Annotated in this window: 23 protein-coding genes; 13 read left to right on the top strand and 10 right to left on the bottom strand. The window is 63.8% G+C overall.

The annotated features are described in order from the left end of the window. Window positions 1-30: 30 nt before the first annotated feature. The 3 genes from HYN69_RS02750 to HYN69_RS02740 form a co-directional block, all read right to left on the bottom strand. A complete protein-coding gene (locus HYN69_RS02750; RefSeq protein WP_108434394.1) occupies window positions 31-1,251 on the bottom strand; it encodes a glycosyltransferase WbsX family protein in 1,221 nt (406 codons plus the stop codon). A 2-nt stretch (window positions 1,252-1,253) separates the two neighbouring features. Next, window positions 1,254-2,165 carry a class I SAM-dependent methyltransferase gene (locus tag HYN69_RS02745; RefSeq protein WP_108434393.1) on the bottom strand — a complete coding sequence of 304 codons (912 nt, stop codon included), beginning with the start codon at window positions 2,163-2,165 and terminating at the stop codon, window positions 1,254-1,256. A 192-nt stretch (window positions 2,166-2,357) separates the two neighbouring features. Then, window positions 2,358-4,169: an ABC transporter ATP-binding protein gene (locus HYN69_RS02740; RefSeq protein ID WP_108434392.1), complete on the bottom strand. Its 1,812-nt coding sequence runs from the start codon at window positions 4,167-4,169 to the stop codon at window positions 2,358-2,360. 340 nt (window positions 4,170-4,509) lie between these two features. On the opposite strand from HYN69_RS02740, the gene HYN69_RS02735 reads away from it, so the two are divergent. Together HYN69_RS02735 and HYN69_RS02730 are read left to right on the top strand one after the other, a co-directional pair. Beyond that, the gene (locus HYN69_RS02735; RefSeq protein WP_108434391.1) at window positions 4,510-4,743 is read left to right on the top strand and encodes a hypothetical protein; all 234 of its coding nucleotides are present in this window, start codon (window positions 4,510-4,512) and stop codon (window positions 4,741-4,743) included. A gap of 198 nt (window positions 4,744-4,941) precedes the next feature. Next, window positions 4,942-6,021: an ABC transporter substrate-binding protein gene (locus HYN69_RS02730; RefSeq protein WP_174213594.1), complete on the top strand. Its 1,080-nt coding sequence runs from the start codon at window positions 4,942-4,944 to the stop codon at window positions 6,019-6,021. A gap of 109 nt (window positions 6,022-6,130) precedes the next feature. On the opposite strand, the gene HYN69_RS02725 is transcribed toward HYN69_RS02730, so the two are convergent. Continuing rightward, window positions 6,131-6,793 carry an exopolysaccharide biosynthesis protein gene (locus tag HYN69_RS02725; protein WP_108434390.1) on the bottom strand — a complete coding sequence of 221 codons (663 nt, stop codon included), beginning with the start codon at window positions 6,791-6,793 and terminating at the stop codon, window positions 6,131-6,133. 130 nt (window positions 6,794-6,923) lie between these two features. After that, on the bottom strand, window positions 6,924-8,627 hold the full coding sequence (gene ade / locus HYN69_RS02720) for an adenine deaminase (protein ID WP_108434389.1): 1,704 nt from the start codon (window positions 8,625-8,627) through the stop codon (window positions 6,924-6,926). A 109-nt stretch (window positions 8,628-8,736) separates the two neighbouring features. On the opposite strand from ade, the gene HYN69_RS02715 reads away from it, so the two are divergent. Next, complete coding sequence (locus HYN69_RS02715; RefSeq protein ID WP_108434388.1) at window positions 8,737-9,651, top strand: DMT family transporter; 915 nt, start codon at window positions 8,737-8,739, stop codon at window positions 9,649-9,651. A gap of 185 nt (window positions 9,652-9,836) precedes the next feature. Here the strand turns inward: HYN69_RS02715 and HYN69_RS02710 are convergent, their stop codons facing one another. From HYN69_RS02710 to HYN69_RS02700, 3 genes are all read right to left on the bottom strand, one after another. Beyond that, a complete protein-coding gene (locus HYN69_RS02710) occupies window positions 9,837-10,607 on the bottom strand; it encodes an ATP-binding cassette domain-containing protein (RefSeq protein WP_108434387.1) in 771 nt (256 codons plus the stop codon). Beyond that, window positions 10,607-11,704, bottom strand: a complete 1,098-nt coding sequence (locus tag HYN69_RS02705; protein WP_108434386.1) for an ABC transporter permease — start codon at window positions 11,702-11,704, stop codon at window positions 10,607-10,609. Before HYN69_RS02705 ends, HYN69_RS02710 begins: the two co-directional genes overlap by 1 nt. A gap of 142 nt (window positions 11,705-11,846) precedes the next feature. Continuing rightward, on the bottom strand, window positions 11,847-12,821 hold the full coding sequence (locus tag HYN69_RS02700; protein WP_230426539.1) for a sugar ABC transporter substrate-binding protein: 975 nt from the start codon (window positions 12,819-12,821) through the stop codon (window positions 11,847-11,849). Between the two features lie 254 nt (window positions 12,822-13,075). Between HYN69_RS02700 and HYN69_RS02695 the strand changes: the two genes are divergently transcribed. The 9 genes from HYN69_RS02695 (at window position 13,076) to HYN69_RS02655 (ending at window position 23,637) form a co-directional block, all read left to right on the top strand. After that, window positions 13,076-14,302, top strand: coding sequence for an ROK family transcriptional regulator (locus HYN69_RS02695; RefSeq protein WP_407925243.1), 1,227 nt, complete (start codon window positions 13,076-13,078; stop codon window positions 14,300-14,302). A 118-nt stretch (window positions 14,303-14,420) separates the two neighbouring features. Then, entirely contained in the window at window positions 14,421-17,258 is a 2,838-nt protein-coding gene (locus tag HYN69_RS02690; RefSeq protein ID WP_108434384.1) for a monovalent cation/H+ antiporter subunit A, read from the top strand. A gap of 2 nt (window positions 17,259-17,260) precedes the next feature. Next, window positions 17,261-17,608, top strand: a complete 348-nt coding sequence (locus HYN69_RS02685; protein WP_108434383.1) for a Na+/H+ antiporter subunit C — start codon at window positions 17,261-17,263, stop codon at window positions 17,606-17,608. Beyond that, window positions 17,605-19,071 (top strand): monovalent cation/H+ antiporter subunit D, encoded by a 1,467-nt coding sequence (locus tag HYN69_RS02680; protein WP_108434382.1) that lies wholly within the window; start codon window positions 17,605-17,607, stop codon window positions 19,069-19,071. The genes HYN69_RS02685 and HYN69_RS02680 overlap by 4 nt, the downstream gene beginning before the upstream one ends. Then, window positions 19,068-19,559 (top strand): Na+/H+ antiporter subunit E, encoded by a 492-nt coding sequence (locus tag HYN69_RS02675; RefSeq protein WP_108436997.1) that lies wholly within the window; start codon window positions 19,068-19,070, stop codon window positions 19,557-19,559. Before HYN69_RS02680 ends, HYN69_RS02675 begins: the two co-directional genes overlap by 4 nt. Then, window positions 19,556-19,840, top strand: coding sequence for a K+/H+ antiporter subunit F (locus HYN69_RS02670; RefSeq protein WP_407925242.1), 285 nt, complete (start codon window positions 19,556-19,558; stop codon window positions 19,838-19,840). Before HYN69_RS02675 ends, HYN69_RS02670 begins: the two co-directional genes overlap by 4 nt. Beyond that, the gene (locus HYN69_RS02665; protein ID WP_230426467.1) at window positions 19,837-20,319 is read left to right on the top strand and encodes a cation:proton antiporter; all 483 of its coding nucleotides are present in this window, start codon (window positions 19,837-19,839) and stop codon (window positions 20,317-20,319) included. Before HYN69_RS02670 ends, HYN69_RS02665 begins: the two co-directional genes overlap by 4 nt. After that, entirely contained in the window at window positions 20,304-21,302 is a 999-nt protein-coding gene (deoC, locus tag HYN69_RS02660; protein ID WP_174213592.1) for a deoxyribose-phosphate aldolase, read from the top strand. Before HYN69_RS02665 ends, deoC begins: the two co-directional genes overlap by 16 nt. A gap of 4 nt (window positions 21,303-21,306) precedes the next feature. Next, window positions 21,307-23,637 carry an aldehyde dehydrogenase family protein gene (locus HYN69_RS02655; RefSeq protein ID WP_108434381.1) on the top strand — a complete coding sequence of 777 codons (2,331 nt, stop codon included), beginning with the start codon at window positions 21,307-21,309 and terminating at the stop codon, window positions 23,635-23,637. Between the two features lie 155 nt (window positions 23,638-23,792). Here HYN69_RS02655 and HYN69_RS02650 read toward each other — a convergent pair whose 3' ends face one another. Beyond that, complete coding sequence (locus tag HYN69_RS02650) at window positions 23,793-24,359, bottom strand: YqgE/AlgH family protein (protein WP_108434380.1); 567 nt, start codon at window positions 24,357-24,359, stop codon at window positions 23,793-23,795. A 139-nt stretch (window positions 24,360-24,498) separates the two neighbouring features. Here HYN69_RS02650 and HYN69_RS02645 point away from each other — a divergent pair, with 139 nt between their 5' ends. Beyond that, entirely contained in the window at window positions 24,499-25,422 is a 924-nt protein-coding gene (locus HYN69_RS02645) for a protein-disulfide reductase DsbD domain-containing protein (RefSeq protein WP_230426466.1), read from the top strand. Here the strand turns inward: HYN69_RS02645 and moaB are convergent. Continuing rightward, window positions 25,353-25,895 (bottom strand): molybdenum cofactor biosynthesis protein B, encoded by a 543-nt coding sequence (moaB, locus tag HYN69_RS02640; RefSeq protein WP_108434379.1) that lies wholly within the window; start codon window positions 25,893-25,895, stop codon window positions 25,353-25,355. The genes HYN69_RS02645 and moaB overlap by 70 nt on opposite strands. Window positions 25,896-25,899 lie beyond the last annotated feature (4 nt).

The following is a 25,899-nucleotide window of genomic DNA, read 5'->3' as shown; positions in this document are numbered from 1 at the left end:
GGATTTCACTCGAACCTCGGGCACGTAAACCTAGCGGAAACGGCGCCCGTTCAGCGTATCGCGCAGCTTGCGGAAGGCGCGGCTCAGTTTGCTTTTCTTGCGGCTTTGCGATTGGACGTAAACCACCGCCTCGACCTCGGCCGGCGTGGGGCGCATGTCATCTTGCACCCCGACGTGCGTCCAGCCCGACACGGTCGATTCCCCGCGCAGCACCCGTGCTGTCGCTTCGAGGAACCTGTGGCCGTATTTCTGATCCGGTTCCAGATGCGCGCCTTCGGCCCATTCGTTCCATGCGTTGATGAACACGAACTTTTCGCGGTCGGGAAAATCCCGCTGGCTCGCCTCGACCGCCCGCTTCAGCCAGTATTCATAGTTTTCCGGCGTCCCGTTCAGGATCGTCGTCGCCCGATCACCCATCCGCGCCGTATTGTCCCATGACGGAAAAACCGACCGGAACCCGAGCGCAGTCTCGCCGTACCTGTATTCCAGATACTGCTCGGCCACGTCCTTGTAATCGGGGCAATATCCGGTGAAGTGGCCGTGAAAGCTGATCTGCGACGACAGGTTCTCGCAGTTCATGCTATGGGGTGGAAACTCTACCGACCCGTCGAAATCGAACTGCTTGTAGGTGTGGTTGCGATGCGTCAGGGCGGCGCGGACATGGATCTCGCCGATCCCCGCCTTGCGGCAATATTCGCGCCAGACTGCCACGCTGCGCTTGGCATCGGGCATCTGCTGCGGCCGATATACGATCAGCAGCGGCTTTCCCTCGAAGCGGATATAGCGCGGGTCGGCAAGGTATTTGGCGATCGACTCGATAAACAGCGTGTCGTCGATGGGCAGATATTTCTGCTCCATCAATATCTCGGTCGATCCGGCATCCCAGCGTCGCGTCCAGTTTTCATTGGCCCAGCACAGGCAATAGGGAAAATCCGACTCGGGGTCGTCGAACATCGCATCGAGCGGTTGTTCAAGCAGTCGTTTGCCCGAAAACCAGTAGTAGTAATAGCAAAACCCGTGAATTCCGTATTGCTTGGCCAGTTTGATCTGTTCGTGCCGCGTCTCTTTCAGCCGCAGGTCGTAGTATCCCAGATCAGCCGGAAAATGCGGCTGATAATGCCCCTTGAAAAGCGGCTTGGCCTTGGACGAATTGGTCCATTCGGTAAAACCCTTGCCCCACCATGCGTCATTCTCGGGGAACGGATGGAACTGGGTAAGAAAATAGGCAATCGCCTTGACATCCTGTCCCATGCTCAGCCACTCACCTTGAGCCGCAGCTTGGCAAAAAGCCGGCGCAACCCGCGAAACCGTTTGCGGCGCGGAGGCGCAGGCGGCGTAAAGTCGACGATGGTCGTCCGCAGGTCGCGCGCCGGATCGACCGGCAACCCCGACATGACCGAAACCCAGTAATCCCCGATCGCGGGCGCGGTCGGCGGCACGGTCTGTTCCATCAGATCGACCGGCGCGGCCACCTTCAAAACAGGCCGCGCACGGCTTACCACCTGATACACATCGGCAAAGCGGTTACGCCGCAAGGCATCGCGCACGTCTTGGGGCAGCCGCTTCCAACGAGCGACGAATTCGGTCATCTCGGGCGTGCGGACCACGAACTGCGCTTCTTCGATGGCCATCCCCTGCCCGCGATAAAGCTCTTGCACGTTCTTGATCCCGAAAAAGCGCACATGCGTCCGGTCCAGAAGACCCCAGTCGCGATATTCGAAATCCTCGTCCACCAGACAGCCCAGCACTGCACAATGCCCGCCATGCGGCAAGGACAGGATGACCGACCCGGTGTCGTTCAGCAGGTCGCGCATTTCCGAAAGCACGCCCGAGGGGTTGTAGACATGCTCCAGCACATCGGCGGCAATGACATAGTCGAACTTGCCATGCGCGGCCTCGATCTCGGCACTCCAGCCCAGCTTGTTCAAGTCCGACGCATAGACCGTCCCGCAAATCTGGCGCAGCTTTTCCAGCGCGGTCTCTTCGACCTCGAGTGCGACGACCGTGCACTTCTTTTCGTTCACCAGAACCCGGGTGATAGACCCAGGTCCCGCGCCGATTTCCAGAACCTTGCTGCCCGGCTTGACCATCGACAAAACACGCGCGGGTGCGGTGTCGGAGTCCCTGTCGATCTCGTACTCGTAGGTGTGTCTCTTTTCACTCATGACCGCGCGGACTCCATAAAACGTTCACTCATTAACCGGTCACGCGGAACGTCCGGCATGGATTGCCGTCTTTGCCGCGATTGGCGATGCCCGAAAACCAGTGTCTTTCGAAACACCCCATCCGTCTCTCCAATGCCTAAATTTGTTCGGTTCGAATGTAAAGTTTCACGCGTTCCCGGATGATACCGCCGGTCACGAAGCGACATCCAGAATATCCGGTTCCGGCGTCGCGCCATCGAGTTCCGACCGGAACAGTCGCGCAAAGCGCGTGTCGCCCGCAAGCAACTGCTGGATCGGCCCCTGCTCGACCAGACGCCCGCCCTCGATATACATGACCTCGTCCGCCACCAGCACCGACGAAAGCCGGTGCGCGATGACGATTGTGGTCCGGCTTGCCGTTGTCGCTGCGATGGCATCGCGCACCAGACGCTCCGAGTGGTTGTCGAGCGCGCTCGTCGCCTCGTCCAGCAAGAGGATCGGCGCATCCCTCAGCATCGCCCGCGCCAGCGACAGACGCTGCCGCTGCCCGCCCGACAGGAAGGCTCCGTTTTCCCCGACCTGCGTGTCGTAACCCTGCGGCAGGGCCATGATGAAATCATGCGCCTGCGCCTTGGCGGCTGCAGCTTCGACCTCTTCATTGGTCGCGTTCTCGCGCCCCATGCGGATGTTGTCGCGCACGCTGGCCGAGAAAAGAAAGGTGTTCTGGCCCGCATAGGACAGGTTCGCCCGCAACGAGCCGCGGGTGACACCCCGCAGATCGGTTCCGTCGATCTCGACCGATCCCGCTTGCGGATCGTAAAGCCGCAAGAGCAGGCTCATGATCGTAGACTTCCCCCCGCCCGAGGGCCCGACGATGGCAGTCACCTTGCCCGCCGGGAAAACCAGCGTAAGACCGTCCAGCACCGGTTTCGCAGCGTAATGGAAAGTCACCCCGCGCAGCGCAACGCTGCCCTCTGTGACCACCAATCCGGTCGCATCCGGCGCATCGGCAATCGCATCGGGCCGGTCGAGAATCGAAAACATCAACCGCACCCCGATAAAGGCCGCCTCGAGTGTGACACGCACCCGCGACAGCCGCTTTGCCGGTTCATAGGCCATCAGAAGCGCGGTTATGAACGACATGACCTCGCCCGCCGTCGCCGGCGTTTCGGTTTGGGCGCCCAGTGTGTTGACCAGAATGACCGCCCCGATTGCCGCCCCTGCAAGGATATCCATCATCGGCACAGTGATGCTTTCCAGCCGCACGATGGCATTCGAGCGTTTTTCGACATCCCTGACGGCCTTGCTCATCCGCAGCGAAAGGATGCGCTCCAGACCGAAACTGCGGACCACCCGCAACCCTGCCGACGTTTCGGCGACGATCTTGGTGATTTCGGCCAAAGACCCGAGTTCCGCAGCAGCGATCTTGCGGACCTGCCCCAGCACTGCCCGCACCCCAAGCAGCGCCACCGGAAGGATGAACAGGAAGACCAGCGACAGCAGTGCATTCTGCCAGACCATGACGGCCACCAGCCCGATCAGCGTCAACAGATCGCGCGTCGCCGAGGTGACGACGATATCGATGACCTGCCGCGCCGATTGGGCGCCGTGCGTCACATAGATCATGATGGTGGAAGACTCGGTCACGTCGAACCATCCGGCGTCCTGACGCAGAAGCTTGGTATAAACCTTGTTCTGGATGCGCGAGACGACGCGGTTCCCCGCATGGCTTAGCGCGACCTGCTGGACATATCCGGCGATGCCCTTCATCGCAAAGATCAGCAGCACGACGACGGACACGGCAAAGGGATCATGCGCCCCCGTCGCGCCCGAAAGCACGTCGAAGATCGCCTCCATGATCCATGCCGTTGCCGAGGTGGTGGCCGCAACCAGAACCATCGCGCAGATCGCCACGGCATAAAGCCACCGCTGCTTGCCGACGTTCTCGCGCAAGACGCGCTTGATCAGGTGGGAGGGTGTAAGCTCTTGCGCCGGTTGGGACGGCTCTGCCACGCCTGCGGCCATGCCCCGACGAAAGGAGAACACTGATTTCAAATTCATATAACCAATGCCATCATGGCAACAGCAACGTGCCGAAAACGATCGTCCCGGGACGATCATCCGCAAGCCTCGTGCCGCTACCCATCAGCAACTCCCTTAAAACAAGCTGAAAGATAAGTGGCGCCCTTCCCGCCTGCAACACGCATTTTCCCGCCAAGCGATCCCTTGCCACCCTTCCCTGCCGCAGCGACACTCTGTCGAAAGCACACCCCGGCCTGCCCTTTGGCCGTATCGCGCGCAGCATCGACGCGCCCTAGACTGTCAAGACCAGCGGCAAAAGGTTTCTTTGCAAAGGGCTTGTTCGATGCACGTCTATGTCCGGATCGTCATCAGCTATGATGTGCCCGCGTTTCCCGGTGTGCCCTTCGGCGCGATGTTCGAATTCGTCGACGAAGCGCCCGGCTTTCCCGCCTCTGCCCGCATTACGGCCTCCTACGAGGCGTTGCACAACGTCGACGTACAGGTGATTCACTCGCCCCTGCCCGAGCGCCGCTACCGCCAAAGCACGCACAGCCTGCCCAAGCTCGACCTGCACTGACCGTTTGCCGCGAAGCCAAGTTTCGCGGAAAAGTTGTGCGCTTGGCTTCGATTCCGGCTTAATGGCAGGCACTATGCATGAATGCAGGGCGCAGGGCGCGTGCAATGCTCTGCCCTCCACTGCCGCCGCTCCAAACTCTGTCTGCGGAATCAGTAGGCCGTTCAGGTCTCGTCATCACCGCTTCAGGGGAGCAACCATATGTCCATCAAGAAACTGATCGTCCTGACCACAGCCCTGTCCAGCCTGTCGCTTGCCGCGCAGGCCGAGGAAGTGACGCTGATGTCATGGGGCGGCGCCTATGCCACCAGCCAGATCGAAGGCTACAACAAGCCCTACACCGCCGAAACCGGCGTGACCGTCAACATGGTCGACGCCGACAACCCCGCCACCCCGGTCAAGGCGATGGTCGAGGCCAAGAACGTCACCATCGATATCGCCGATGTCGAATATGCCGATGCCGTGCGGATGTGCGACGAAGGGCTTCTCGAAACCATCGACCATTCCGCGCTGCCCGCAGCCCCCGATGGCACGCCCGCCGCCGAAGATTTCCTGCCCGGCGCGCTGACAGATTGTGGCGTTGCAAACATCGTCTTCTCGACCGTCTTCGCCTATGACACCACCAAATTCCCCACCGCCCCGACCGGCATCGCCGATTTCTTCGACACCGAGAAATTCCCCGGCAAGCGCGGCATGAGGAAGGGCGCGAAAGCCAACCTCGAAATGGCGTTGATGGCCGATGGCGTCCCCGCAGCCGAGGTTTACGCAACGCTCGACACGCCCGAAGGGGTCGACCGCGCCTTCGCCAAGCTCGACACGATCAAGGCCGACACGATCTGGTGGGAAGCGGGCGCGCAACCGCCGCAACTGCTCGCCGATGGCGAAGTGGCCATGACCACCGCCTACAACGGTCGCATCTTCGCGGCGGCCGTGAACGAGGGCAAACCGTTTCAGGTCATCTGGGATGGTCAGGTCTATGAATACGACATGTTCGTTATCCCGAAGGGCACGCCGAACCTCGAAGCGGCCAAGAAGTATCTGGCCTATGCGACCGGCACCAAGCCCTTGGCCGAACAGGCGAAATGGATCAGCTATGGCCCGGCGCGCAAATCCTCGGGCGAATTTGTCGGCCTGTTCAACGATGGCAAGACCGAAATGGCCCCGCACATGCCCACGGCGGCGGCAAACCTGACCAATGCGCTCGCCTCGTCCTACGAATTCTGGGTCGATCACGACTCGGAACTGAACGAGCGTTTCAATTCCTGGCTCGCCGCGAACTGACGCAGCTTGCGCGGCCCCCGAAAGCGGGCCGCGCCACCTGACGACCCGGGATGCTCCCATGATCATCCCGCACTTGCCCCCCAAGCCCGGCTTGCGGGGGCACTTTTGGTCAGAACGCGTTCATAAGCACAAAGATCGCGGCCTTGGTCAGCGCGTAGACGACGCCCCAGACGATCATCAGCGACCCCACGCCCACCGCCGCCCCCAGCACGACCCAGACGCCGTCCCGCTCCAGCACGCCCAGCGCCATCAGCGATATCGCCAGCGCAGGCAGCATGTTGCCCAAGGGAATCGGCAAGGCCAGCACCACGGCCAGAAACAGGCAAAAGCCACCGACCACACGCTCGGCATTGACCGAAGTCAGGAACAGGAAGCGCGGTTTCAGCAGCCGTTCGGCCCGCGCGAGCAGCGGCGTGACCCGCCCGACGAATGACACATAATCGCTGCGTAGCATCGACCTATCGGCGATAAAGGCCGGCAACCACGGCAGTTTGCCCAGCATCATCTGCGCCGTGAGGTAGAGCAGCGGCAAGCCAAGGATCGCTGATGTGCCGGGTGGCGCCGGAATGACGTTGGGCAAGGCAAAAAGCAGGATCAGCGCCGCCACTGCCCGCGCGTCCATCGCCCGCATCAGGTCGGACACCGACACGCGGTCGCGCCGTTCATCGGCCCCGATCGCGTCGAGGATTTGTGAAAACCGCTTCTTCCCCTCGGGAACCGGTCCATTGACCCCCTTGCGGAACCGTTTCGCGATCGATCTGCCTCTCGCCATCTGGCGTCGTCCTTCAGCTCAGCTTCGCGGCGCGTCTGCCCGCGCCGCCCAATCCGTGGCTCTTACCCTATGCCGGATGCATGACCGTTTCGCATCACCCCCTTTGGTCGGGGGCGATCACGCCTGCGTGTCAGGGGATAACCTCGAACCTGTCCACATCGACCATGCCGTAATCGGTGATCTTGAGATGCGGTATGACCGGCAGTGCAAGGAAGGCCAGTTGCAAAAACGGCTCCTCCAGCACGACGCCCAAGCCCGCCGCCGCCGCACGCAGCTTGACCAGCCCGTCACGCACCACCTCGAACGGCTCGAGGCTCATCAGCCCCGCCACCGGCAGCGCCAGTTCGGCAAGCACGCGCCCGCCCTCGACCACCACGAACCCGCCCTCGATTTCACCCAGACGGTTCGCCGCCAGCGCCATGTCGGCGTAATCGGCCCCGACCACGGCGATGTTGTGATGGTCATGGCACACGGTCGAAGCAATCGCCCCGCGCTTCAACCCGAACCCTTTGACAAAGCCCGTTGCGATATTGCCGTTCACCCCGTGCCGCTCGATCACCGCGATCCGCAGCAGGTCACGCGCAAGGTCCGGCCGCTTGTCGCCATCGGTCGGCGCGATCTCATGGGTCAGATGCTCGGTGATGATCTTGCCGGGCAAGATGCCAATCACCGGTGTTTCGACCCTGTTGCCACCGCAGCGAAAATGGTGCGGCTCGACCCGCTGCGCCTTGACCGAATGGCGCGCCACCGGCTCAATCGTCTTGCGTGCGGCAAAGGCCGCATCCGTCACCTCGACCCCGCCCGCAAAGACCGCGCTTGCATTGCACCCTTCGAGCGTGTCGATCACCACGATATCCGCCCGCTTGCCCGGCGCGATCAAACCCCGGTCCTTCAGCCCGAAGGCTTCCGCCGCCGAAAGGCTGGCCGCGCGATAGACCGCCAAGGGCGGTGCCCCCAGCGCAATCGCCGTGCGGATCATGTAATCCAGATGCCCATGCTCGCCGATATCCAAAGGATTGCGGTCATCGGTGCACAGGCACAGATAGGGCGCGTGGCGTTCCGTTAGCAAAGACACCAGCGCGTGCAGGTCTTTCGATACCGACCCTTCACGGATAAGCACCCGCATTCCCTTTCGCAGTTTTTCCAGCGCCTCCCCGGCGCTCGTCGCCTCGTGCTCGGTCCATATCCCGGCCGCGATATAGCCGTTCAGGTCGTTGCCGCGCAAAAGCGGCGCGTGCCCGTCGATATGGCGGCCCTGCCATGCCTCAAGCTTGGCCATGCACCCTGCATCCTTGTGCAGCACTCCGGGAAAATTCATGAACTCGGCCAGCCCGATCACCCGGGGATGATCCATCAGCGGGATCAGGTCCGCCGCTTCCAGCCGCGCCCCCGCCGTCTCCATATGGGTCGAGGGCACGCAGGACGACAACTGCACCCTGATGTCCATCAAGGTGCGTTCCGAGGCATCGAGGAAATACCTGATCCCGTCCAGCCCGCAGACATTGGCGATTTCATGCGGATCGCAGATCGCCGTGGTCACGCCGCGCGGCAAGACGCAGCGGTCGAATTCGAAAGGCGTGACCAGCGAGCTTTCGATATGCAGATGCGTGTCGATGAACCCCGCCACCAGCACGCGCCCCGACACATCGACCTCGCGCTGCCCACTGTAGCCGCCGAACACACCGACGATCGTATCGCCGCAAATCGCCACATCGGTCTCGACCAGCTCGCCCGTGACCAGATCGAACACCCGCCCGCCCTTGAGCACCAGATCGGCGGGCACAAGGCCACGTCCCTGATCGATACGGTCGGCAAGAGGGGCGGTTGGTCGCATCGCGGTTTCTCCATTTTCGCACAGGATGACCTGCGTGCTCCAACCGGTCCAGCCCTATCGGCGCGGCGGGATAGGCCCTATAGAGAAAACACCCAAAGCGAGACTCTCAATGCGCCCCCTGCGCGGCATCGCCCTGAAAATCGCCTCGGTCCTTGTTTTCATCGTCATGTCGTCGATGATCAAGGCCACAGCCCAGCACGTTCCGGCAGGGCAGGCGGTGTTCTTCCGCTCGTTTTTCGCCATACCCGTGATCGTCGCGTGGCTTGCCCTGCGGCGCGAGCTTTCGACCGGGTTTCGCACGGCAAACCCCTTGGGCCATGTCTGGCGCGGCTTCGCCGGGACCGTTGCGATGGGCCTCGGCTTTGCGGGCCTCGCCTATCTGCCGCTGCCCGAAGTCACGGCGATCGGTTACGCAGCCCCGCTGCTGACCGTGGTCTTCGCCGCAATGTTCCTGAACGAAGAGGTCCGCGCCTTCCGCATCTCTTGCGTCGCACTAGGACTGACCGGCGTGCTCGTCGTCCTCTCGCCCCGCCTGACCGTGCTGCGCGACGGCGCGGGCCAGACCGAGGCTCTCGGCGCGATGCTTGTTCTCGGCGGCGCGGTCTTTGCGGCGCTGGCGCAGGTCTTCGTCCGTAAACTGGTGCAGACCGAACGTACGGCGACGGTGGTCTTCTGGTTCTCGGTCACCGCATCTGGCCTCTCGCTCGTCACCCTGCCCTTCGGCTGGGTCATCCCCACCCCGCAAGAGGCAGCACTTCTGGTCGGCTGCGGCATCCTTGGCGGGATCGGGCAGATCCTGCTGACATCAAGCTACCGCGAGGCCGATGCCTCGCTCGTCGCACCTTTCGAATATGCCTCGATGCTCTTTGCCATCGGCATCGGGTATTTCGTCTTTGCCGAAGTGCCCAGCGGCACCATGTTGGCAGGGGCGGCGCTGGTCGTGACCGCAGGCATCCTGATCATCCTGCGCGAACGCAAACTCGGCAAGGACCGCGCCGCCCAGCGCAAGGCGCTGACGCCCTGACCCGCCAAGATTTTTCCAGAAAAATCTTGGCCCCCGCCCGCATCACCCGAAGATTTTTCGACCGAAAAATCTTCTCGCCGCCCAAGATTTTTCGTCCGAAAAATCTTGGGCTGGGGCAACGGCAAAGGGGGGCCGACGCCCCCCTTCACCCCTGCAATACCGCCAAAGCCCTCAGGCCTCAGGACTCAGGCCATGACCTCGTCGGGCACCTTAGCGCCCGTCATATAGGCCACCGCGTCCGACATCGTGTGCTTCTTGGGGTCGATCACGCAGAGCCGCTTGCCCAGACGGTGCACGTGGATGCGGTCGGCCACCTCGAAAACATGGGGCATGTTGTGGCTGATCAGGATGATCGGCAGCCCGCGTTTCTTGACGTCCTGGATCAGTTCCAGCACGCGGCGGCTTTCCTTGACGCCCAGCGCCGCGGTCGGTTCGTCCATGATCACGACCTTCGACCCGAAGGCCGCCGCCCGCGCCACGGCCACGCCTTGGCGTTGGCCACCAGAAAGCGTTTCCACCGCCTGATTGATGTTCTGGATCGTCATCAGACCCAGCTCGTTCAGCTTCTCGCGCGCGAACTTCTCCATCGCTGGACGGTCGAGCTGGCGGAACACCGATCCCATGATCCCGGGTTTGCGCAACTCGCGCCCCATGAACAGGTTGTCGGCAATCGACAGTGCGGGCGACATGGCGAGGGTCTGGTAGACCGTCTCGATCCCTGCCTGACGCGCCTCGATCGGGTTTGCGAACCTGATCGGCTTGCCTTCCAGCAGGATCTCGCCCTCGTCGGGTGTCACGGCCCCCGATATCGCCTTGATAAGTGTCGACTTGCCCGCACCGTTGTCGCCGATGACCGCAAGGATCTCGCCGGGGTAAAGGTCGAAGTCGCAATGGTCGAGCGCCGTAACCCTGCCATAGCGTTTAACGAGGCCAGTGCCTTTGAGGATCGGTTCCATCAGCCAGCCACCTTTCTGATCCATTGGTCCACGGCCACGGCAAAAATGATCAACGCGCCGATAAGGAAGAACGTCCATTGCGGGTCGGTACCGACAAGCCGCAGCCCCATTTCGAAAACGCCCACGATCAGCGCCCCGAAGAACATGCCGACGATCGACCCGCGACCGCCAAAGAGCGAGATGCCTCCAATCACCACGGCGGTGATCGACTGGATATTCCCGAGTTGCCCCGTCGATGCGGTGGGCGAGACCGACCCGAAGCGCCCGATCATCACCCAGCCCGCGATGGCGCAGAACAGCCCTGCCAAGGCATAGACCTGAATAAGCACCTTGCCCGTCGGCACACCGGCCAGTTCCGCCGCCTGCGGATCGTCGCCCGTAGCGTAGACATAGCGGCCCCAAGCCGTCGATCGCAGCACATAGGCCATGATCGCCACCAGAACGATCATCAGAAACACGGCGTAAAGGATCTTCACGCCCGAATTCTTAACGGCCTCGTCGGCGAAGAAGACCACGTCGTTGCCCCAGAAGCGCAGCGCCGGAGCGGATTTTTCGATATCCGATGATCGGATCGTCTCGTTCGCGGAATAGATGAAGTTCGATGCGAGCAGGATCTGCCACGTGCCCAGCGTCACGATGAAGGGCGGCAATTTCATCTTGGCGATCAGCCAGCCGTTCACAGCGCCCATTGCCGTGCCCAGCGCAAGGCCGATGGCAATCGAGGCGGGCGCAGGAATACCGTAGCGGAAGGTCATCTGCCCCATCAGCACCGACGAGAAGACCGCGATGGCACCTACAGACAGGTCGATACCCGCCGTCAGGATCACGATGGTCTGCGCGCAGCCGAGGATGCCGACGATGGCGATCTGCTGCAAAATGACCGAAAGCGTCCCGGCCTTGAAGAAGTTCTCCGCAACGACGCCAAAGATGATCAGTGCTGCAACCAGCACGATCAGCGGCACCGCCGAGGGCGTCTTGTGCAGCCAATGCTGCAGTTTCTTCAGTGCACTCGTGTCTTCGTGGAACTCTGCAACCTTGTCGGACGCGCCCTTTAGGCCGTCTTCGTAGCTGGTCGCCGCCTTGGCTTCCGATGCCATCCGTTTTCCCCTCCCGAAAGACCCGTCAGTTCCGAGTCTTGGTTAAGACAAGGGCGGCGCGATGGCCGCCCTTGCGTTAGATCATGGCTGCAAGCCGCTTCGCGATCAACCGCGATGCAAAACTGCCGCAGTCAGGCAGGGATCAGCCCCAGCAGAGTTCCAGACCCTTGGCGGTGTCGATCGACTCGACGCCCTCGGCGGGCTTGTCGGTGATCAGCGCCACGCCGGTGTCGAAGAAGTCCTTGCCTTCGGTCGGTGCGGGCTTGGTGCCGTCAGCAGCGAACTTGGCGATGGCTTCGACGCCAAGCGACGCCATCAGCAGCGGGTATTGCTGCGAGGTGGCACCGATGACGCCATCCTTGACGTCTGCGACGCCCGGGCAACCGCCGTCGACCGAAACGATCAGAACGCCCGATTCCTTGCCAGCAGCTTTCAGCGCTTCGTAAGCACCGGCAGCCGACGGTTCGTTGATGGTGTAGACCACGTTGATTTCCGGGTCTTTGGCCAGCAGGGCTTCCATGGCCTTCAGGCCGCCTTCTTCGTTACCGGCGGTCACTTCGTTGCCGACGATGCGCGGGTCGGTTTCGTCGCCCCACTTGTTGATGTCGACGGTGTCGATGCCCATGCCGGTCAGGAAGCCCTGGTCGCGCAGAACGTCAACCGACGGCTGGCTGATCGACAGGTCGAGCATGGCGATCTTGGCCGTCGCGGCAGCATCGCCGAGCGAGGCTTTGGCCCACTGGCCAATCAGCAGGCCGGCTTTGAAGTTGTCGGTCGCAAAGGTCGCGTCGGCCGAGTCGATCGGGTCGAGCGGGGTGTCGAGGGCGATCACCAGAACGCCTGCGTCGCGGGCGGCCTTGACCGAGTCGACGATGGCTTTGGTGTCCGAAGCAGCAATCAGGATGCCCTTGGCGCCGTCAGCCACGCAGGCTTCGACAGCAGCGACCTGGCTTTCGTGGTCGCCGTCAACCTTGCCGGCATAGGACTTCAGGGTCACACCCAGCTCGGCCGCTTTGGCCTCGGCGCCTTCCTTCATTTTCACGAAGAAGGGGTTGGTGTCGGTCTTGGTGATCAGGCAGGCCGAAACGTCCTGAGCCATCACCGGAGCGGCCGACATCAAGGCAAGCGTAGCTACGCCCCAAAGGGCTTGCGCTTTGAATTTCATCGATTTTCCTCCCAAGAAAATCAGGGGTTCACCCCTATGTTGAATGCCGGCAGAGGCGCGGGCCCCCACAGCGACAAGCGGAAGGAAACCTGATTCCCCCGCTTGCGTCAAGATAATTAAATCACTCTGAATTATTATTGACAGCCCGCCGGTTTCCACCTCAATTTGAGGATGGAGAAAGGGCGGCATAGCCCTTGGGAGGACAATTGAGACAGGTGGCCGAACCGGTGACGGATCGTCCGGCACCCGAGGCTGGCAGCCTGCGGGGGTCGAACCAGTCCGGCATGCGGGCGCACAACGAACGGCTGGTGCTTTCGCTGGTGCGCCAGCAGGGGGCGCTGTCGAAATCCGATATCGCGCGGATGACCGGCCTGTCGAACCAGACCGTTTCCGTGATCATGCGAAGCCTCGAAACCGAGGGCCTCTTGTTGCGCGGCGAACCGGTGCGCGGCCGCATCGGCCAGCCGTCGGTGCCCATGTCGCTTGCCGCCGAAGGGGCGTTTTTCCTTGGTCTCAAGATCGGCCGCCGCTCGGCCGACCTGATGCTGGTCGATTTCCTCGGTCAGGTCCGCGCCACCCGTCGCGAGGTTTACCGCTACCCCACCCCCAGCAATGTCGTGGCCTTCGTCACCCGCGCCTTACCCGCCGTTCTGGCAACCCTTCCCCCCGCACACCGCGACCGGGTCGGCGGCATGGGCATTGCCATGCCTTTCCAGCTTTGGAACTGGGTGCGCTACATCGGCGCACCGCAATCCGAGATGGACCAGTGGCGCGACCGCGACGTGCAGGCCGAAATCGCCGCCATCGCCGGAATGCCCGTCCATGTGCAAAACGACGCCACCGCCGCCTGCGGCGCGGAACTCGTGTTCGGCACCGGCGAAAAGCCCAAGGATTTCCTGTATTTCTACTTTGGAACCTTCATCGGCGGCGGGCTTGTGCTCAACGGCCAGCTTTTCACCGGACGCACCGGCAACGCGGGCGGCGTGGGGCCCATGCCGGTTCCCGGACCCGATGGCACCCTACAACGCCTGTTCGATGTCGCCTCGATGTCGCGCCTGTCCGAAGCGATGGAGGCGGCGGGCGAAAGCTCGGACCACCTGTGGCAGCAGCACGCCGAATGGCGCGTTTCCACGCCGATCCTGAACGACTGGCTCGATCAGGCTGCCGAAGGCATCGCTTATGCCGCCCTTTCTGCTGCCGCGTTGATCGAGCTTGAAGCCGTGATGATCGACGGCTGGATGCCCGCATGCATCCGCGCCGATTTGACAGAGCGCACCCGTAACGCCCTGATGCGGCTTGACCTTTCGGGTGTCGAGCCGCCACAGGTGCGGCAAGGCACGGTCGGGGCCGATGCCCGCGCCTTGGGCGCTGCGGCCATTCCCCTGGCCCAGCGCTACCTGATTGATCCGAACGCCCTGACCCGCGACAGCTAAAAATCGTCGCATTTCGTCGTTTCTTGCCCGTGACGCCTTGAACGCTTTACCGCGATTCACAAATGGCGGACCATAAGCAACGCGCCGGACAGACCACAGGCAAGGGATACGACCAGCAATGATACTCGCCCTGATCGCGGCGCTGCCCTTTCTGGGGGCGCTCCTTCCCGGACTGGCGATCCGGTCGGGCCGCACTGTCTGTGCGTCGGCAAGTTTCGCCACATCCGCTCTCGCCTTCGTGCTGCTGGCCACGCAGGCCCCCGCCGTCTTGCGCGGCGAGACGCTGGTCTACAGCCTGCAATGGCTGCCCGCGCTTGGCCTGACGGCCAGTTTCCGGCTCGACGGACTGGGCCTCTTCTTTGCGGGGCTGATCCTCGGGATCGGGATGCTGGTGATCCTTTACACCCGCTTCTATCTGTCGCGCGGCGACCGGATGGGCCTGTTTTACACGTATCTTCTGCTGTTTCAGGGCGCGATGACCGGCATCGTGCTGTCGGAAAACATCCTGCTTCTGCTGGTCTTCTGGGAACTGACCTCGCTGTCGTCTTTCTTACTGATCGGCTTTTCCAGCCACCTGCCCGCGAGCCGCCAAGGCGCGCGCATGGCGCTTGCGGTCACGGGCGGCGGCGGGCTTGCCCTGATCGGGGGGATGCTGATCCTCGGCCATATCGCGGGCAGCTACGAGCTGTCGGTGATCCTGTCGCAGGGTGAGGCGATCCGCGCTTCGTCGCTTTATGTGCCTGCGCTTTTGCTCATCCTGATCGGTGCTTTCACCAAATCGGCGCAGTTCCCCTTCCACTTCTGGCTTCCGCACGCCATGGCGGCACCCACCCCCGTTTCGGCCTACCTCCATTCGGCCACGATGGTGAAAGCGGGCATTTTCCTCATGGCGCGGCTCTGGCCGGTGCTCGCCGGGTCGCCCGAATGGTTCTGGATCGTCACCGGCGCGGGGCTTGCCACGCTGCTGGTCGGCGCCAAGGTCGCGATTTTCAAGGATGACCTAAAGGCGCTGCTTGCCTATTCCACCATCAGCCACCTTGGCCTGATCACCATGCTTCTGGGCCTCGGCACACCGGCCGCCGCCACCGTGGCGCTGTTCCACATCCTCAACCATGCTACCTTCAAGGCCGCACTCTTCCTGACCGCAGGCATCGTCGACCATGAAACCGGCACGCGCGATCTGCGTCTGCTCGGCGGGTTGCGCCGCGCCATGCCCGTCACCTTCGCCATCGCCGCCACCGCCTCGCTCTCCATGGCGGGCATTCCGCCGCTGAACGGCTTCCTGTCCAAGGAAATGATGCTCGAGGAAACGCTGCACGCAGGCTACGGCCCCGCTTGGCTGCTGCCCGTCCTTGCCACGCTCGGCGCGCTCTTCTCGGTCGCCTACAGCCTGCGCTTTCTGGTCCACGGTTTCTTCGGCACGGCCAAACCGACCCCGCAAAAACCGCATGACCCGCCGCTTGGCCTGTGGCTTTCCCCCGCGATCCTGTCGGCGCTGGTCGTCATCATCGGCCTGATCCCGATGACCGCCGCCGCATGGCTGGTCAACGTGGCCGCCAGCGCCACCACCGGCACGCCCGTGACGGTAAAGATCGTCCATTGGCACGGGCTTTACGCCCCCGCGCTCTGGATGTCGGTCGCGGCGGTCCTTGGCGGGGCGCTGGTGCTGCTCGCCTACCGCCCGCTCCGCACCCTGTGGGACGCGACCCCCAAGCCCGACGCCAAGGCAATCTTCGACGCCACCGTCACCGCCGCCGCCCGCGCAGCGCGCCGCGTGACCGATGCGCTGCACGACGGGTCGTTCACCCGCGCCACCGCCATAGCCACCGCCGTGCTGACCGCCGCCGCCGTTTTCGCCTTTGCCAGCGGCACGCACATGGCCGGAAGCCGCGCGCTTCTGGCCATCGAACCCGTGCCCGCTATCGGCTGGCTGCTTCTGGTGACAGCCACCGCCCTTGCCACCATCCTGCACCGCAACCGCATCCTGTCGCTGCTTATGGTCGGGGTGATCGGCCTGACGCTTTCGGCGGCCTTTGCATGGCTGTCCGCCCCCGACCTTGCGCTGACCCAGATCACGGTCGAGGTGGTGACAGCGGTGCTGATGCTGGTCGCGCTGAACTTCCTGCCCAAGGAAACCCCACGCGAAAGTTCGTCCTTCCGGCGTTGGCGCGACATCGCGCTTGCAGGGGCCGCAGGCGCCGCCCTTGCAGCACTGTCCTACGCCATGATGACCCGCGCCCCGGCCTTTGCGCCGATCTCGGAATATCACCTCGCCCAGTCCAAACCGGGCGCGGGCGGCACCAACGCGGTCAATACCATCATCGTCGACTTCCGCGGCTATGACACCTTTGGCGAGATCATCGTCCTTGGCATCGCCGCGATCATCCTCTTTGCCCTGACCGAGGCGCTTCTGGCCACCCCCGCCGTCCGCCGCAGCCTTGCGACGCTTGGCGCATCCCGCCCCGAACCGGCGGGCGACCGCCACCCGCTGCTGATGGTCATGGCCACGCGCTTCCTGCTGCCCTTTGCGCTGATCGTCGCGGTCTTCCTGTTCTTCCGCGGCCATAACCTGCCGGGCGGGGGCTTTGTCGCGGGCCTTGTGACCGCCATCGCCTTCGTGCTGCAATACATGGCCTCGGGCCTTGGCTGGACCGAGGCGCGGCAGCGTTTCGCCTTTCACAGCCTGATCGCCAGCGGCATCCTGATCGCCGCCCTTACCGGTGCGGGGGCATGGGCTTTCGGCCTGCCCTTCCTGACCTCGGACTATGGCTACATCCATCTCTGGCCGCTGGAAGAGTTCGAATGGGCCACCGCCGCGCTCTTTGACCTCGGCGTCTACCTCACCGTGCTTGGCGCGGTGATGCTGGCCTTGAACTCGCTGGGGCGGCTTGCAGGGCGCGCGGGCCACGGCGCGGCCCGCACCCCCTATGACATCGACATGGGCGAGGGGATCTGACCATGGAAATCCTGATCGCCATTGCCATCGGCCTGCTTGCCGCCTGCGGCCTCTACCTCGTCCTGCGCCAGCGCACATGGCCGCTGATCGTGGGGCTGTCGCTCATGTCCTATTCGGTCAACCTCTTCCTCTTCGCCAGTGGCCGCCTTGCCCCCGGCCTGCCGCCGATCATCTCGAAAACCGCGACCGCCTATACCGACCCGCTGCCGCAGGCGCTGGTTTTGACGGCTATCGTGATCTCGTTCGGCATGACGGCGGTGATCGTGCTCATGGCGCTCGGCGCTTGGCTGACCGCGGGCCATGACCGCACCGACATGACCGCCAACACGGCCGAGGGAGACGACGCATGACCCATTGGATCATTGCCCCCGTCGTCCTGCCCGCGATGCTGGCCCCGCTGTTGCTGCTGCTGCGCCACGACCAGACCGTGCAACGCATCCTCGGCCTTGCCGGAACCGCTGCCCTCCTCGGGCTTGCGCTTGTATTGCTGGCAATCTCGGCCGAGCCGCAGCTTTACCGCCTTGGCGACTGGCCCGCGCCCTTTGGCATCGTGCTGGTGCTCGACCGCCTCGCCGCGCTGATGCTGGTCCTGACCGCGCTCCTTGCGCTGATCGTGCAGGTCTATGCCATCGCGACCGGATGGGACCGGCGCGGCCGCCACTTCCACGCGCTTTACCTGTTCCAGCTCATGGGCCTGAACGGAGCCTTCCTGACCGGCGACCTGTTCAACCTTTTTGTGTTTTTCGAGGTCCTGCTGATCGCATCCTACGGCTTGATGGTCCATGGCGCGGGGCGCGACCGGCTGCGCGCAGCCATCCAGTATGTCGCCTTCAACCTCATCGCCTCGACGCTGTTCCTGTTTGCGCTGGGGCTGATCTATGCGGTGACGGGCACGCTGAACATGGCAGACCTCGCGGTCAAGATTGCGGCTTTGCCTGCGGGCGATCACGCCCTGATCCGCGTGGCCGCGATCTTGCTGATCGGGGTCTTCGCGATCAAGGGCGCGCTGGTGCCGCTGCAATTCTGGTTGCCGGGCACCTATGCCAATGCGCCCGGCCCTGTGGCCGCACTCTTTGCCATCATGACCAAGGTCGGCGCCTACGCCATCCTTCGCACGATCACCCTGATCCTGCCCGCCTCCAGCCCCGCAATCGGCCCGCTGCTGACCGACCTGCTGCTGCCCGCAGCGGGCCTGACCCTGCTGGTCGGGGCAATCGGCACCCTTGGCGCAAGCACCCTGCCCCGCCTTGCCGCCCTTGCCGCAATCGCCTCGATCGGCACGCTGTTCATCGCACTGGCGGCGAACACGCCCCAAGCCACGGCGGCAGGGCTTTACTATATGATCAACTCGACCCTCGCGACCGCGGCCCTTTTCCTGATCGCCGACCAGATCACCGCCCGCCGCAGCGCAGCACTGGTGTCCGGCCCTCGCCTGTCGGGCCTGCATGCGGCGCTGTTCTTTGCCACCGCCATCGCCATGGCGGGCCTGCCACCCCTGTCGGGCTTCATCGGCAAACTGCTGGTCCTCGACAGCCTGCGCGACCATGCCATCCTCTGGACGCTGATCCTGTTCAGCTCCTTTCTTATGATCCTCGGCTTTGCCCGCGCCGGTTCGACCTTGTTCTGGAACACCACCGATCAGGCCACAGCCAAGCCCGAACCCGCAGCCCTTGCCGCCATCGCCAGCCTGCTCGCCCTGCTCCTTGCCCTCACCGTCTTTGCAGGGCCCGTCACCGGCTGGCTTACCCTCACGGCCGAAGGCCTGCACGCCCCGCAGCCCTATATCGCTGCCAACGGATTGGAGGCCAACTGATGCGCCGCCTGTTCCCCCACCCCGTCCTGTCGCTGCTTCTGGTGGTGACATGGTTCCTGCTGGTCAACAAACTGGCCGTCGGCAGCCTCGTCATGGCGCTGATCCTCGCCACGCTGATCCCCTTGGCAACCCAAGCCTACTGGCCGCAGAAACCGCGCATCAACAGCCTGCCGCTCTTTGCCGCCTATGTCGGGCTGGTGGTCTGGGATGTGATCATCGCCAACATACAGGTCGCCAAGATTGTGCTCTTCATGCCGCGCGACCAGATCAGATCGGCCTTCATCACCGTCCCGATCACCCTGAAATCGCCCGAGGCCATCGCGCTGCTCGCAGGCACCATCACCATGACACCGGGCACCGTGACCGCCGACATGAACGGCGACGGCACCGCGCTTCTGATCCATTCGCTGCACGCCCCCGACCCCGACGCGATCCGCGACGACATCCTGAACCGCTACGAGGCCCGCCTGAAAAGGATCTTCGAATGACCGAATCCCTGATCCTGACCTATGCCCTCGCCTTCGCCTTTTCCTGCTTCGGCGCGGGTTTCCTGCTGACGCTGGCACGCCTGCTGATCGGCCCGACCATGCCCGACCGCATCCTTGCCGTCGACACGATGGTGGTCAACGCCATCGCCCTGATCGTGCTTTACGGCATCAAGACGGGCCTCGGCTTCAACTTTGAAGCCGCGATGCTGCTCTCCATGACAGGCTTTGTCTCGACCGTGGCCTTTTGCAAATACCTGCTGCGGGGGAGTGTGATCGAATGACCTATGTCCTCGCAGCCCTTCTCGTCATCGCCGGAGCCTTCGGCCTGATCGGCAGCTACGGCCTGATCCGGCTGAAAGACGGCATGCAACGCCTGCACGCACCGACCAAGGCTTCGACCGTCGGCCTCGGCGCGGCACTGCTTGCCTCGATGCTGCACGGCATCGGCCTCGGCGGCTTCAGCTGGCAAGAGATCATCGTGATGGTCTTCATCTTCGTCACAGCCCCCATCACCGCCAATTACCTGTCCAAAACCCACCTCTGGTCTGGCCGCTACGCCCCGCCCCCAGCGGCACCGACCGTCCTTGGGCGACATTCGATCCCACGCTCGACGACGAACAGCCCAACCTGCCCAAGCGCGACGCATAAACCTGACCGTTTGGTCAAATATCGCCGCCGGCAGGGCTTGCAACCCCGCCGCCCCCCGTGCATCCTTTCCCCGTCCAAAGGGAAGGCCCCTGAAGCATGGAATACGGCGTGACCACACTTGCCCCCGCTAAAACGCAGCTGCCCCAAGTCACCCATGCCCGCAATCCGGGCATGGCGCTTGACCTTGACTGGGTCGCTTCGGTGCAGGCCAACACCTCGGCCATCGAACGCCGCGCCGCCAGCTTGGGCGGCCGCCGCTCGGTAAAAAAAGACTATCAGGCCGCGTGGCTGTGCAAGGCCGTATCGCTGATCGACCTGACCACGCTGTCGGGCGATGACACATGGGGCCGTGTCGAACGGCTTTGCGCCAAGGCCCGCCAGCCGGTTTCGCCTTGGGTTCTGGAAAAGCTCGGGATGACCGGCCTGACCGTGGGCGCGGTCTGCGTCTATCACGACATGGTCGAAACCGCCGTCCGCGCGCTCGAAGGCACGAGCATCCCCGTCGCCGCCGTCTCGACCGGCTTTCCCGCGGGCCTATCGCCCTTTCACCTCCGCATCGCGGAAATCGGCGAAAGCGTCCGCGCAGGCGCGAAAGAAATCGACATCGTCATCTCGCGCCGCCATGTGCTGACGCAAAACTGGCAGGCCCTCTACGACGAAATGCGCGAAATGCGCGAAGCCTGCGGTGACGCGCATGTCAAAGCGATCCTCGCCACAGGCGAACTCGGCACGCTCCGCAACGTCGCCCGCGCCAGCCTCGTCTGCATGATGGCAGGCGCCGATTTCATCAAGACCTCGACCGGCAAGGAACCCGTCAACGCCACCCTGCCCGTGTCGCTGGTGATGATCCGCGCGATCCGCGACTACCAAGACCGCACCGGCATAAAGGTCGGCTACAAACCCGCAGGCGGCATCGCCAAGGCCAAAGACGCGCTGCTTTACCTTTCGCTGCTAAAAGACGAACTCGGCCACCCGTGGCTGCAACCCGACCTCTTCCGCTTCGGCGCCTCGTCCCTTCTGGGCGACATCGAACGCCAGCTTGAACACCACTTGACCGGCCACTACTCCGCCGCCAACCGCCACGCGATGGGTTAAGATCATGACGATCAAGGAAATCTTCGACGCCATGTCCTACGGCCCCGCCCCCGAATCGAACGGCGAGGCCCGCGCATGGCTTACCAAGCACAACCACGCCTTCGGCCATTTCATCGACGGCGCGTTCCGCACCCCCGCGCGGGGCTTTTCGACCGCCAACCCCGCCACGGGCGAAACCCTCGCCACCGTCACCCAAGGCACCGCCGATGACGTAGCCGCCGCAGTCGCCGCCGCCCGCCGCGCCCAGCCGAAATGGGCAGCACTCTCGGGACACGAACGCGCGAAATACCTCTACGCGCTGGCCCGCCTGACCCAGAAACACGCCCGCCTGCTGGCGGTTCTGGAAACCATGGACAACGGCAAACCCATCCGCGAATCGCGCGACATCGACCTGCCCCTCGTCGCCCGCCATTTCTACTACCACGCGGGGCTTGCCCAACTCGCCCCCGCCGAACTGCCCGACCACGCCCCCCTTGGCGTGGTGGGCGCGGTGATCCCGTGGAACTTCCCGCTCCTGATGCTGGCATGGAAGGTCGCCCCCGCCCTTGCGGCAGGCAATACCATCGTCCTCAAACCCGCCGAATACACCCCCCTGACCGCGCTGCTGTTTGCCGAAATCAGCCGCGAGGCGGGCCTGCCAAAAGGTGTTTTGAACATCGTCACAGGTGACGGTGAAACCGGCGCCGCCCTCGTCGCGGCCCCCGTCGACAAGATCGCCTTTACCGGCTCTACCCCCGTGGGCAAGGCGATCCGCCGCGCCACCGCCGGCACGGGCAAGGCGCTGACGCTCGAACTCGGCGGCAAATCCCCCTACATCGTCTTCGACGACGCCGATATCGACAGCGCCATCGAAGGCCTCGTCGACGCCATCTGGTTCAATCAGGGTCAGGTCTGCTGCGCCGGTTCGCGCCTTCTGGTGCAGGAAGGCATCGCCCCCCGCTTCCACGAAAAGCTGAAACGCCGGATGGATGGCCTCCGCATTGGCGACCCCTTGGACAAATGCATCGACATCGGCGCAGTGGTCGACCCCGTCCAGCTTGCCACCATCACCGAGATGGTCAACGCAAGCGAAGGCGAAATCTACCGCGCGGCCACCCCCCTTCCCGCGCAGGGCTGCTTCTATCCGCCCACTCTCATCACCGGCCTCGGCAGCGCCTCGCGCCTGATGCAGGAAGAAATCTTCGGCCCCGTCCTCGTGTCGATGACCTTCCGCACCCCGACCGAGGCGGTCGACCTCGCCAACAACACCCGCTTCGGCCTTGCTGCCACGGTCTGGACCGAAAACGTCAACCTCGCCCTCGACATCGCGCCCAAGCTGAAGGCGGGCGTGGTCTGGGTCAACGCCACCAACCTCTTTGACGCGGCGGCAGGTTTTGGCGGGGTACGCGAAAGCGGCTTCGGCCGCGAAGGCGGCTGGGAAGGGCTGATGGCCTACCTCAGGCCCAAGGCCAAGACCAAGCCCCTCAAACCCGTGGTCCCCGTCGCGGAACCCGCAAACCCCGAAGCCCCTGCGCTCGACCGCACGGCCAAACTGTTCATCGGCGGCAAACAGGCCCGCCCCGATGGCGGCTACTCTCGCCCCGTCTGGTCGGCCAAGGGCAAACTCCTCGGCCACGCAGGCCTTGGCAACCGCAAGGACATCAGGAACGCGGTCGAAGCCGCCCATGCCGCCAAAGGCTGGGCCAAAGCATCCGCCCACATGCGCGCACAAATCCTGTTCTACTTGGCCGAGAACCTTTCAGCCCGCGCCGAAGAATTCGCCCGCCGCCTGAAAGACCTGACCGGCGCTTCGGGCGATGCCGAGGTCGCAGCCGCAATCGACACGCTGTTCACCTATGCGGCATGGGCCGACAAATACGACGGCGCGGTGAAATCGGTGCCGATCCGCGGCATAGCTGTCGCCATGCACGAACCCTGCGGCGTCATCGCCGCCCTCTGCCCCGATGACGCACCGCTGCTCGGCCTCGTCTCGCTCATGGCTCCCGCGATCGCCATGGGCAACACCTGCGTCCTTGCCCCCTCCGACCCATTCCCGCTGGCCGCGACCGACCTCTATCAGGTCTTCGAGACCTCCGACCTGCCCGCAGGCGTGGTGAACATCGTCACCGGCAGCCACGTCGAACTGGCCAAACCGCTGGCTGGCCACATGGACGTCGACGCGCTCTGGTCCTTCTCCTCGTCCCCTGTCTCGAAACTGGTCGAAGAGGAAAGTGCCACCAACCTCAAGCGGACATGGGTCAACCATGGCCAGACAACCGCTTTCCCGATCAAGGCCCAAACCATCCTCGCCCAGGCGACCGAGGTGAAAACCATCTGGATCCCCTACGGCGAATGAAGAAGGGGGGCTCGCCCCCCTCGCCCTTGCGGGCTCACCCCGAGGATATTTGCGCAAGCATGAAAGCCGCGAACCCGCTTTGCCATTCACGCTTGCGCAAATATCCTCGGGGGTGAATTGGCCAAAGGCCAAGAGGGGGCAGAAGGCCCCCTGCCTCAGGCCCGCCCCGCGCTTGCCGACAGCGACAAGGGATCGATCCCCAACTCCTTCAGCGCGCCTACCCATTTACCCGGATCGTCACGCGAAAAGACCAGATCGTCCGGCGCGTCCCCGATCAGCCAGCCATTGGCCCTGATCTCGTCCTCGAGCTGCCCCGGCCCCCATCCCGCATAGCCTAGCGCCAGCAGCGCCCGCGCGGGCCCCCCGCCCTGCGCCAGGGCTTCCAGGATATCCAGTGTCGCGGTCATCCCGTAGCGCCCGTCGATCCACATCGTCGCAGGCCCGCCCGCATAATCGGTCGAATGCAGCACAAAGCCGCGCCCCCGCTCGACCGGACCGCCCAGATGCACGCGGATGTCGCGCCCCTCGGGCGCCTGCGGGATGGAAAGCTGCTCCAGAAGCCCCGCAAAGCTCAGATCCGCGACGGGTTTGTTGACGATCAACCCCATCGCCCCGTCCTCGGAATGGGCGCAGACCAGAATAACCGCCCGCTCGAAGCGCGGATCGCCCATGCCGGGCATTGCAATCAACAGCTTGCCGTCAAGATCGGTCACGTCATCCATCGGGGCACTCCTTTCGCACAGGTCTGGCGCACCCTCTCAATGTGGAGCCCGAACCTCGCCCGCTCAAGCCCGATTCCCGCGCCAAAACGTCTCGTCAAAGTGATTTCCCATTTTCCGCCCATCGCCTATCGTCCATCGCATGATGATGCACGCCCTCTCCTTCGCCCTTGCCCTTTGCCTCGCCATGCCCGTGCAGGCCCTGACGCAGGACGAGGTGCTTTCTGCCCGCATGCTGCCCGGCTGGCAAACCGCAACCGGCACCCATATGGCCGCGCTCGACCTGAAACTTGCCCCCGGCTGGAAGACCTATTGGCGCGCCCCGGGCGAGGCGGGTATCCCCCCGAGCTTCGACTTTTCCGCCTCGACCAACCTCAAATCGGTTCGCTTCCATTGGCCGCGCCCTGCCGTCTTTGATCTGAACGGCATGCAGACCATCGGCTACCATGACCACCTCGTCCTGCCGGTCGAGGTGACGCCGCTCGACGCCACGATGCCCGTCACCCTGCGCGCCACGGTCGATCTTGGCGTGTGCAAGGACATCTGCATCCCCGCCTCGGTCACCCTGAGCGCCGATCTTTCGCAACAGGGCGAGACCGGCGCGATACGGTCTGCCCTCGCCTCGGTTCCCACGGCAGCCAAGGCCGCAGGCATGACCGGCATCGGCTGCACCGTCGACCCGATCGCCGACGGGTTGCGGCTGACCGCCGATATCGGCCTGCCCGATCCGGGCAGCAAGGAAGTGGTGGTGTTCGAAACCGCCACAAGCGGCGTCTGGGTCAGCCAGTCCAACTCGGCCCGCAAAGGTGCACTCCTTACCGCCACCTCGGACCTCGTCCCGCCCGGGGGAACGCCCTTTGCGCTTGACCGCTCGGGCGTCACTGTCACCGTGATAGCCGAAAACAGCGCTGTCGAGATCAACGGCTGCCCGGCCCCTAGCACCACGCATCGGCCAAGGGCGCCAGATTTTTCGCAGAAAAATCGTGGTCGAAGCCGTCACTTCCTGCGACGGTGCTCCTCCAGACGCGGCAGGATCTCGACGAAATTGCAGGGCCTGTGCCGATAATCGAACTGCAAGCTCAAGATTTCATCCCACGCATCGCGGCAGCCGCCGGGCGATCCGGGCAGAGCGAAAAGGTAGGTCCCCCCCGCCACACCGCCACAGGCCCGCGATTGCACGGCGCTGGTGCCGATCTTCTGCATCGAGACGATGGTAAAGACCGTCCCGAAGGCCTCGATCTCTTTCTCATAAACGTCCCGATGCGCCTCGACCGTCACGTCGCGCCCTGTCAGCCCGGTGCCGCCGGTGCTCAAGACCACATCGACCGCAGGGTCAGCGATCCACTCCCGCAACCGACCCGCGATCACCGCGCGGTCGTCTGGCACGATCCCCCGCGCCGCAAGCACGTGACCCGCCCCCGTCAACCGCTCGACCAGCGTGTCGCCCGATCTGTCGTCGGCTGGCGTCCGCGTGTCGCTGACCGTCAACACCGCGATCCGCATCGGTATGAAATCACGGCTCTCGTCGATCCGGCTCATGGCC

Source organism: Gemmobacter aquarius, assembly GCF_003060865.1.
GTDB lineage: Bacteria > Pseudomonadota > Alphaproteobacteria > Rhodobacterales > Rhodobacteraceae > Paragemmobacter > Paragemmobacter aquarius.
This window is presented reverse-complemented; position numbering and strand designations above follow the sequence as displayed.

Bases quoted from the DNA above. Each gene is read 5' to 3' on its own strand.
- HYN69_RS02750 (WP_108434394.1), bottom strand. From the start codon at position 1,251: ATGGGACAGGATGTCAAGGCGATTGCCTATTTTCTTACCCAGTTCCAT.
- HYN69_RS02665 (WP_230426467.1), top strand. From the start codon at position 19,837: ATGACCTATGTCCTCGCAGCCCTTCTCGTCATCGCCGGAGCCTTCGGC.
- HYN69_RS02700 (WP_230426539.1), bottom strand. From the start codon at position 12,821: ATGTCGGCCGCTCCGGTGATGGCTCAGGACGTTTCGGCCTGCCTGATC.
- HYN69_RS02685 (WP_108434383.1), top strand. From the start codon at position 17,261: ATGGAAATCCTGATCGCCATTGCCATCGGCCTGCTTGCCGCCTGCGGC.
- HYN69_RS02740 (WP_108434392.1), bottom strand. From the start codon at position 4,169: ATGGCCGCAGGCGTGGCAGAGCCGTCCCAACCGGCGCAAGAGCTTACA.
- HYN69_RS02710 (WP_108434387.1), bottom strand. From the start codon at position 10,607: ATGGAACCGATCCTCAAAGGCACTGGCCTCGTTAAACGCTATGGCAGG.
- HYN69_RS02725 (WP_108434390.1), bottom strand. From the start codon at position 6,793: ATGGCGAGAGGCAGATCGATCGCGAAACGGTTCCGCAAGGGGGTCAAT.
- deoC (WP_174213592.1), top strand. From the start codon at position 20,304: ATGGAATACGGCGTGACCACACTTGCCCCCGCTAAAACGCAGCTGCCC.
- ade (WP_108434389.1), bottom strand. From the start codon at position 8,627: ATGCGACCAACCGCCCCTCTTGCCGACCGTATCGATCAGGGACGTGGC.
- moaB (WP_108434379.1), bottom strand. From the start codon at position 25,895: ATGAGCCGGATCGACGAGAGCCGTGATTTCATACCGATGCGGATCGCG.
- HYN69_RS02680 (WP_108434382.1), top strand. From the start codon at position 17,605: ATGACCCATTGGATCATTGCCCCCGTCGTCCTGCCCGCGATGCTGGCC.
- HYN69_RS02715 (WP_108434388.1), top strand. From the start codon at position 8,737: ATGCGCCCCCTGCGCGGCATCGCCCTGAAAATCGCCTCGGTCCTTGTT.
- HYN69_RS02655 (WP_108434381.1), top strand. From the start codon at position 21,307: ATGACGATCAAGGAAATCTTCGACGCCATGTCCTACGGCCCCGCCCCC.
- HYN69_RS02690 (WP_108434384.1), top strand. From the start codon at position 14,421: ATGATACTCGCCCTGATCGCGGCGCTGCCCTTTCTGGGGGCGCTCCTT.
- HYN69_RS02735 (WP_108434391.1), top strand. From the start codon at position 4,510: ATGCACGTCTATGTCCGGATCGTCATCAGCTATGATGTGCCCGCGTTT.
- HYN69_RS02650 (WP_108434380.1), bottom strand. From the start codon at position 24,359: ATGGATGACGTGACCGATCTTGACGGCAAGCTGTTGATTGCAATGCCC.
- HYN69_RS02670 (WP_407925242.1), top strand. From the start codon at position 19,556: ATGACCGAATCCCTGATCCTGACCTATGCCCTCGCCTTCGCCTTTTCC.
- HYN69_RS02645 (WP_230426466.1), top strand. From the start codon at position 24,499: ATGATGATGCACGCCCTCTCCTTCGCCCTTGCCCTTTGCCTCGCCATG.
- HYN69_RS02730 (WP_174213594.1), top strand. From the start codon at position 4,942: ATGTCCATCAAGAAACTGATCGTCCTGACCACAGCCCTGTCCAGCCTG.
- HYN69_RS02705 (WP_108434386.1), bottom strand. From the start codon at position 11,704: ATGGCATCGGAAGCCAAGGCGGCGACCAGCTACGAAGACGGCCTAAAG.
- HYN69_RS02745 (WP_108434393.1), bottom strand. From the start codon at position 2,165: ATGAGTGAAAAGAGACACACCTACGAGTACGAGATCGACAGGGACTCC.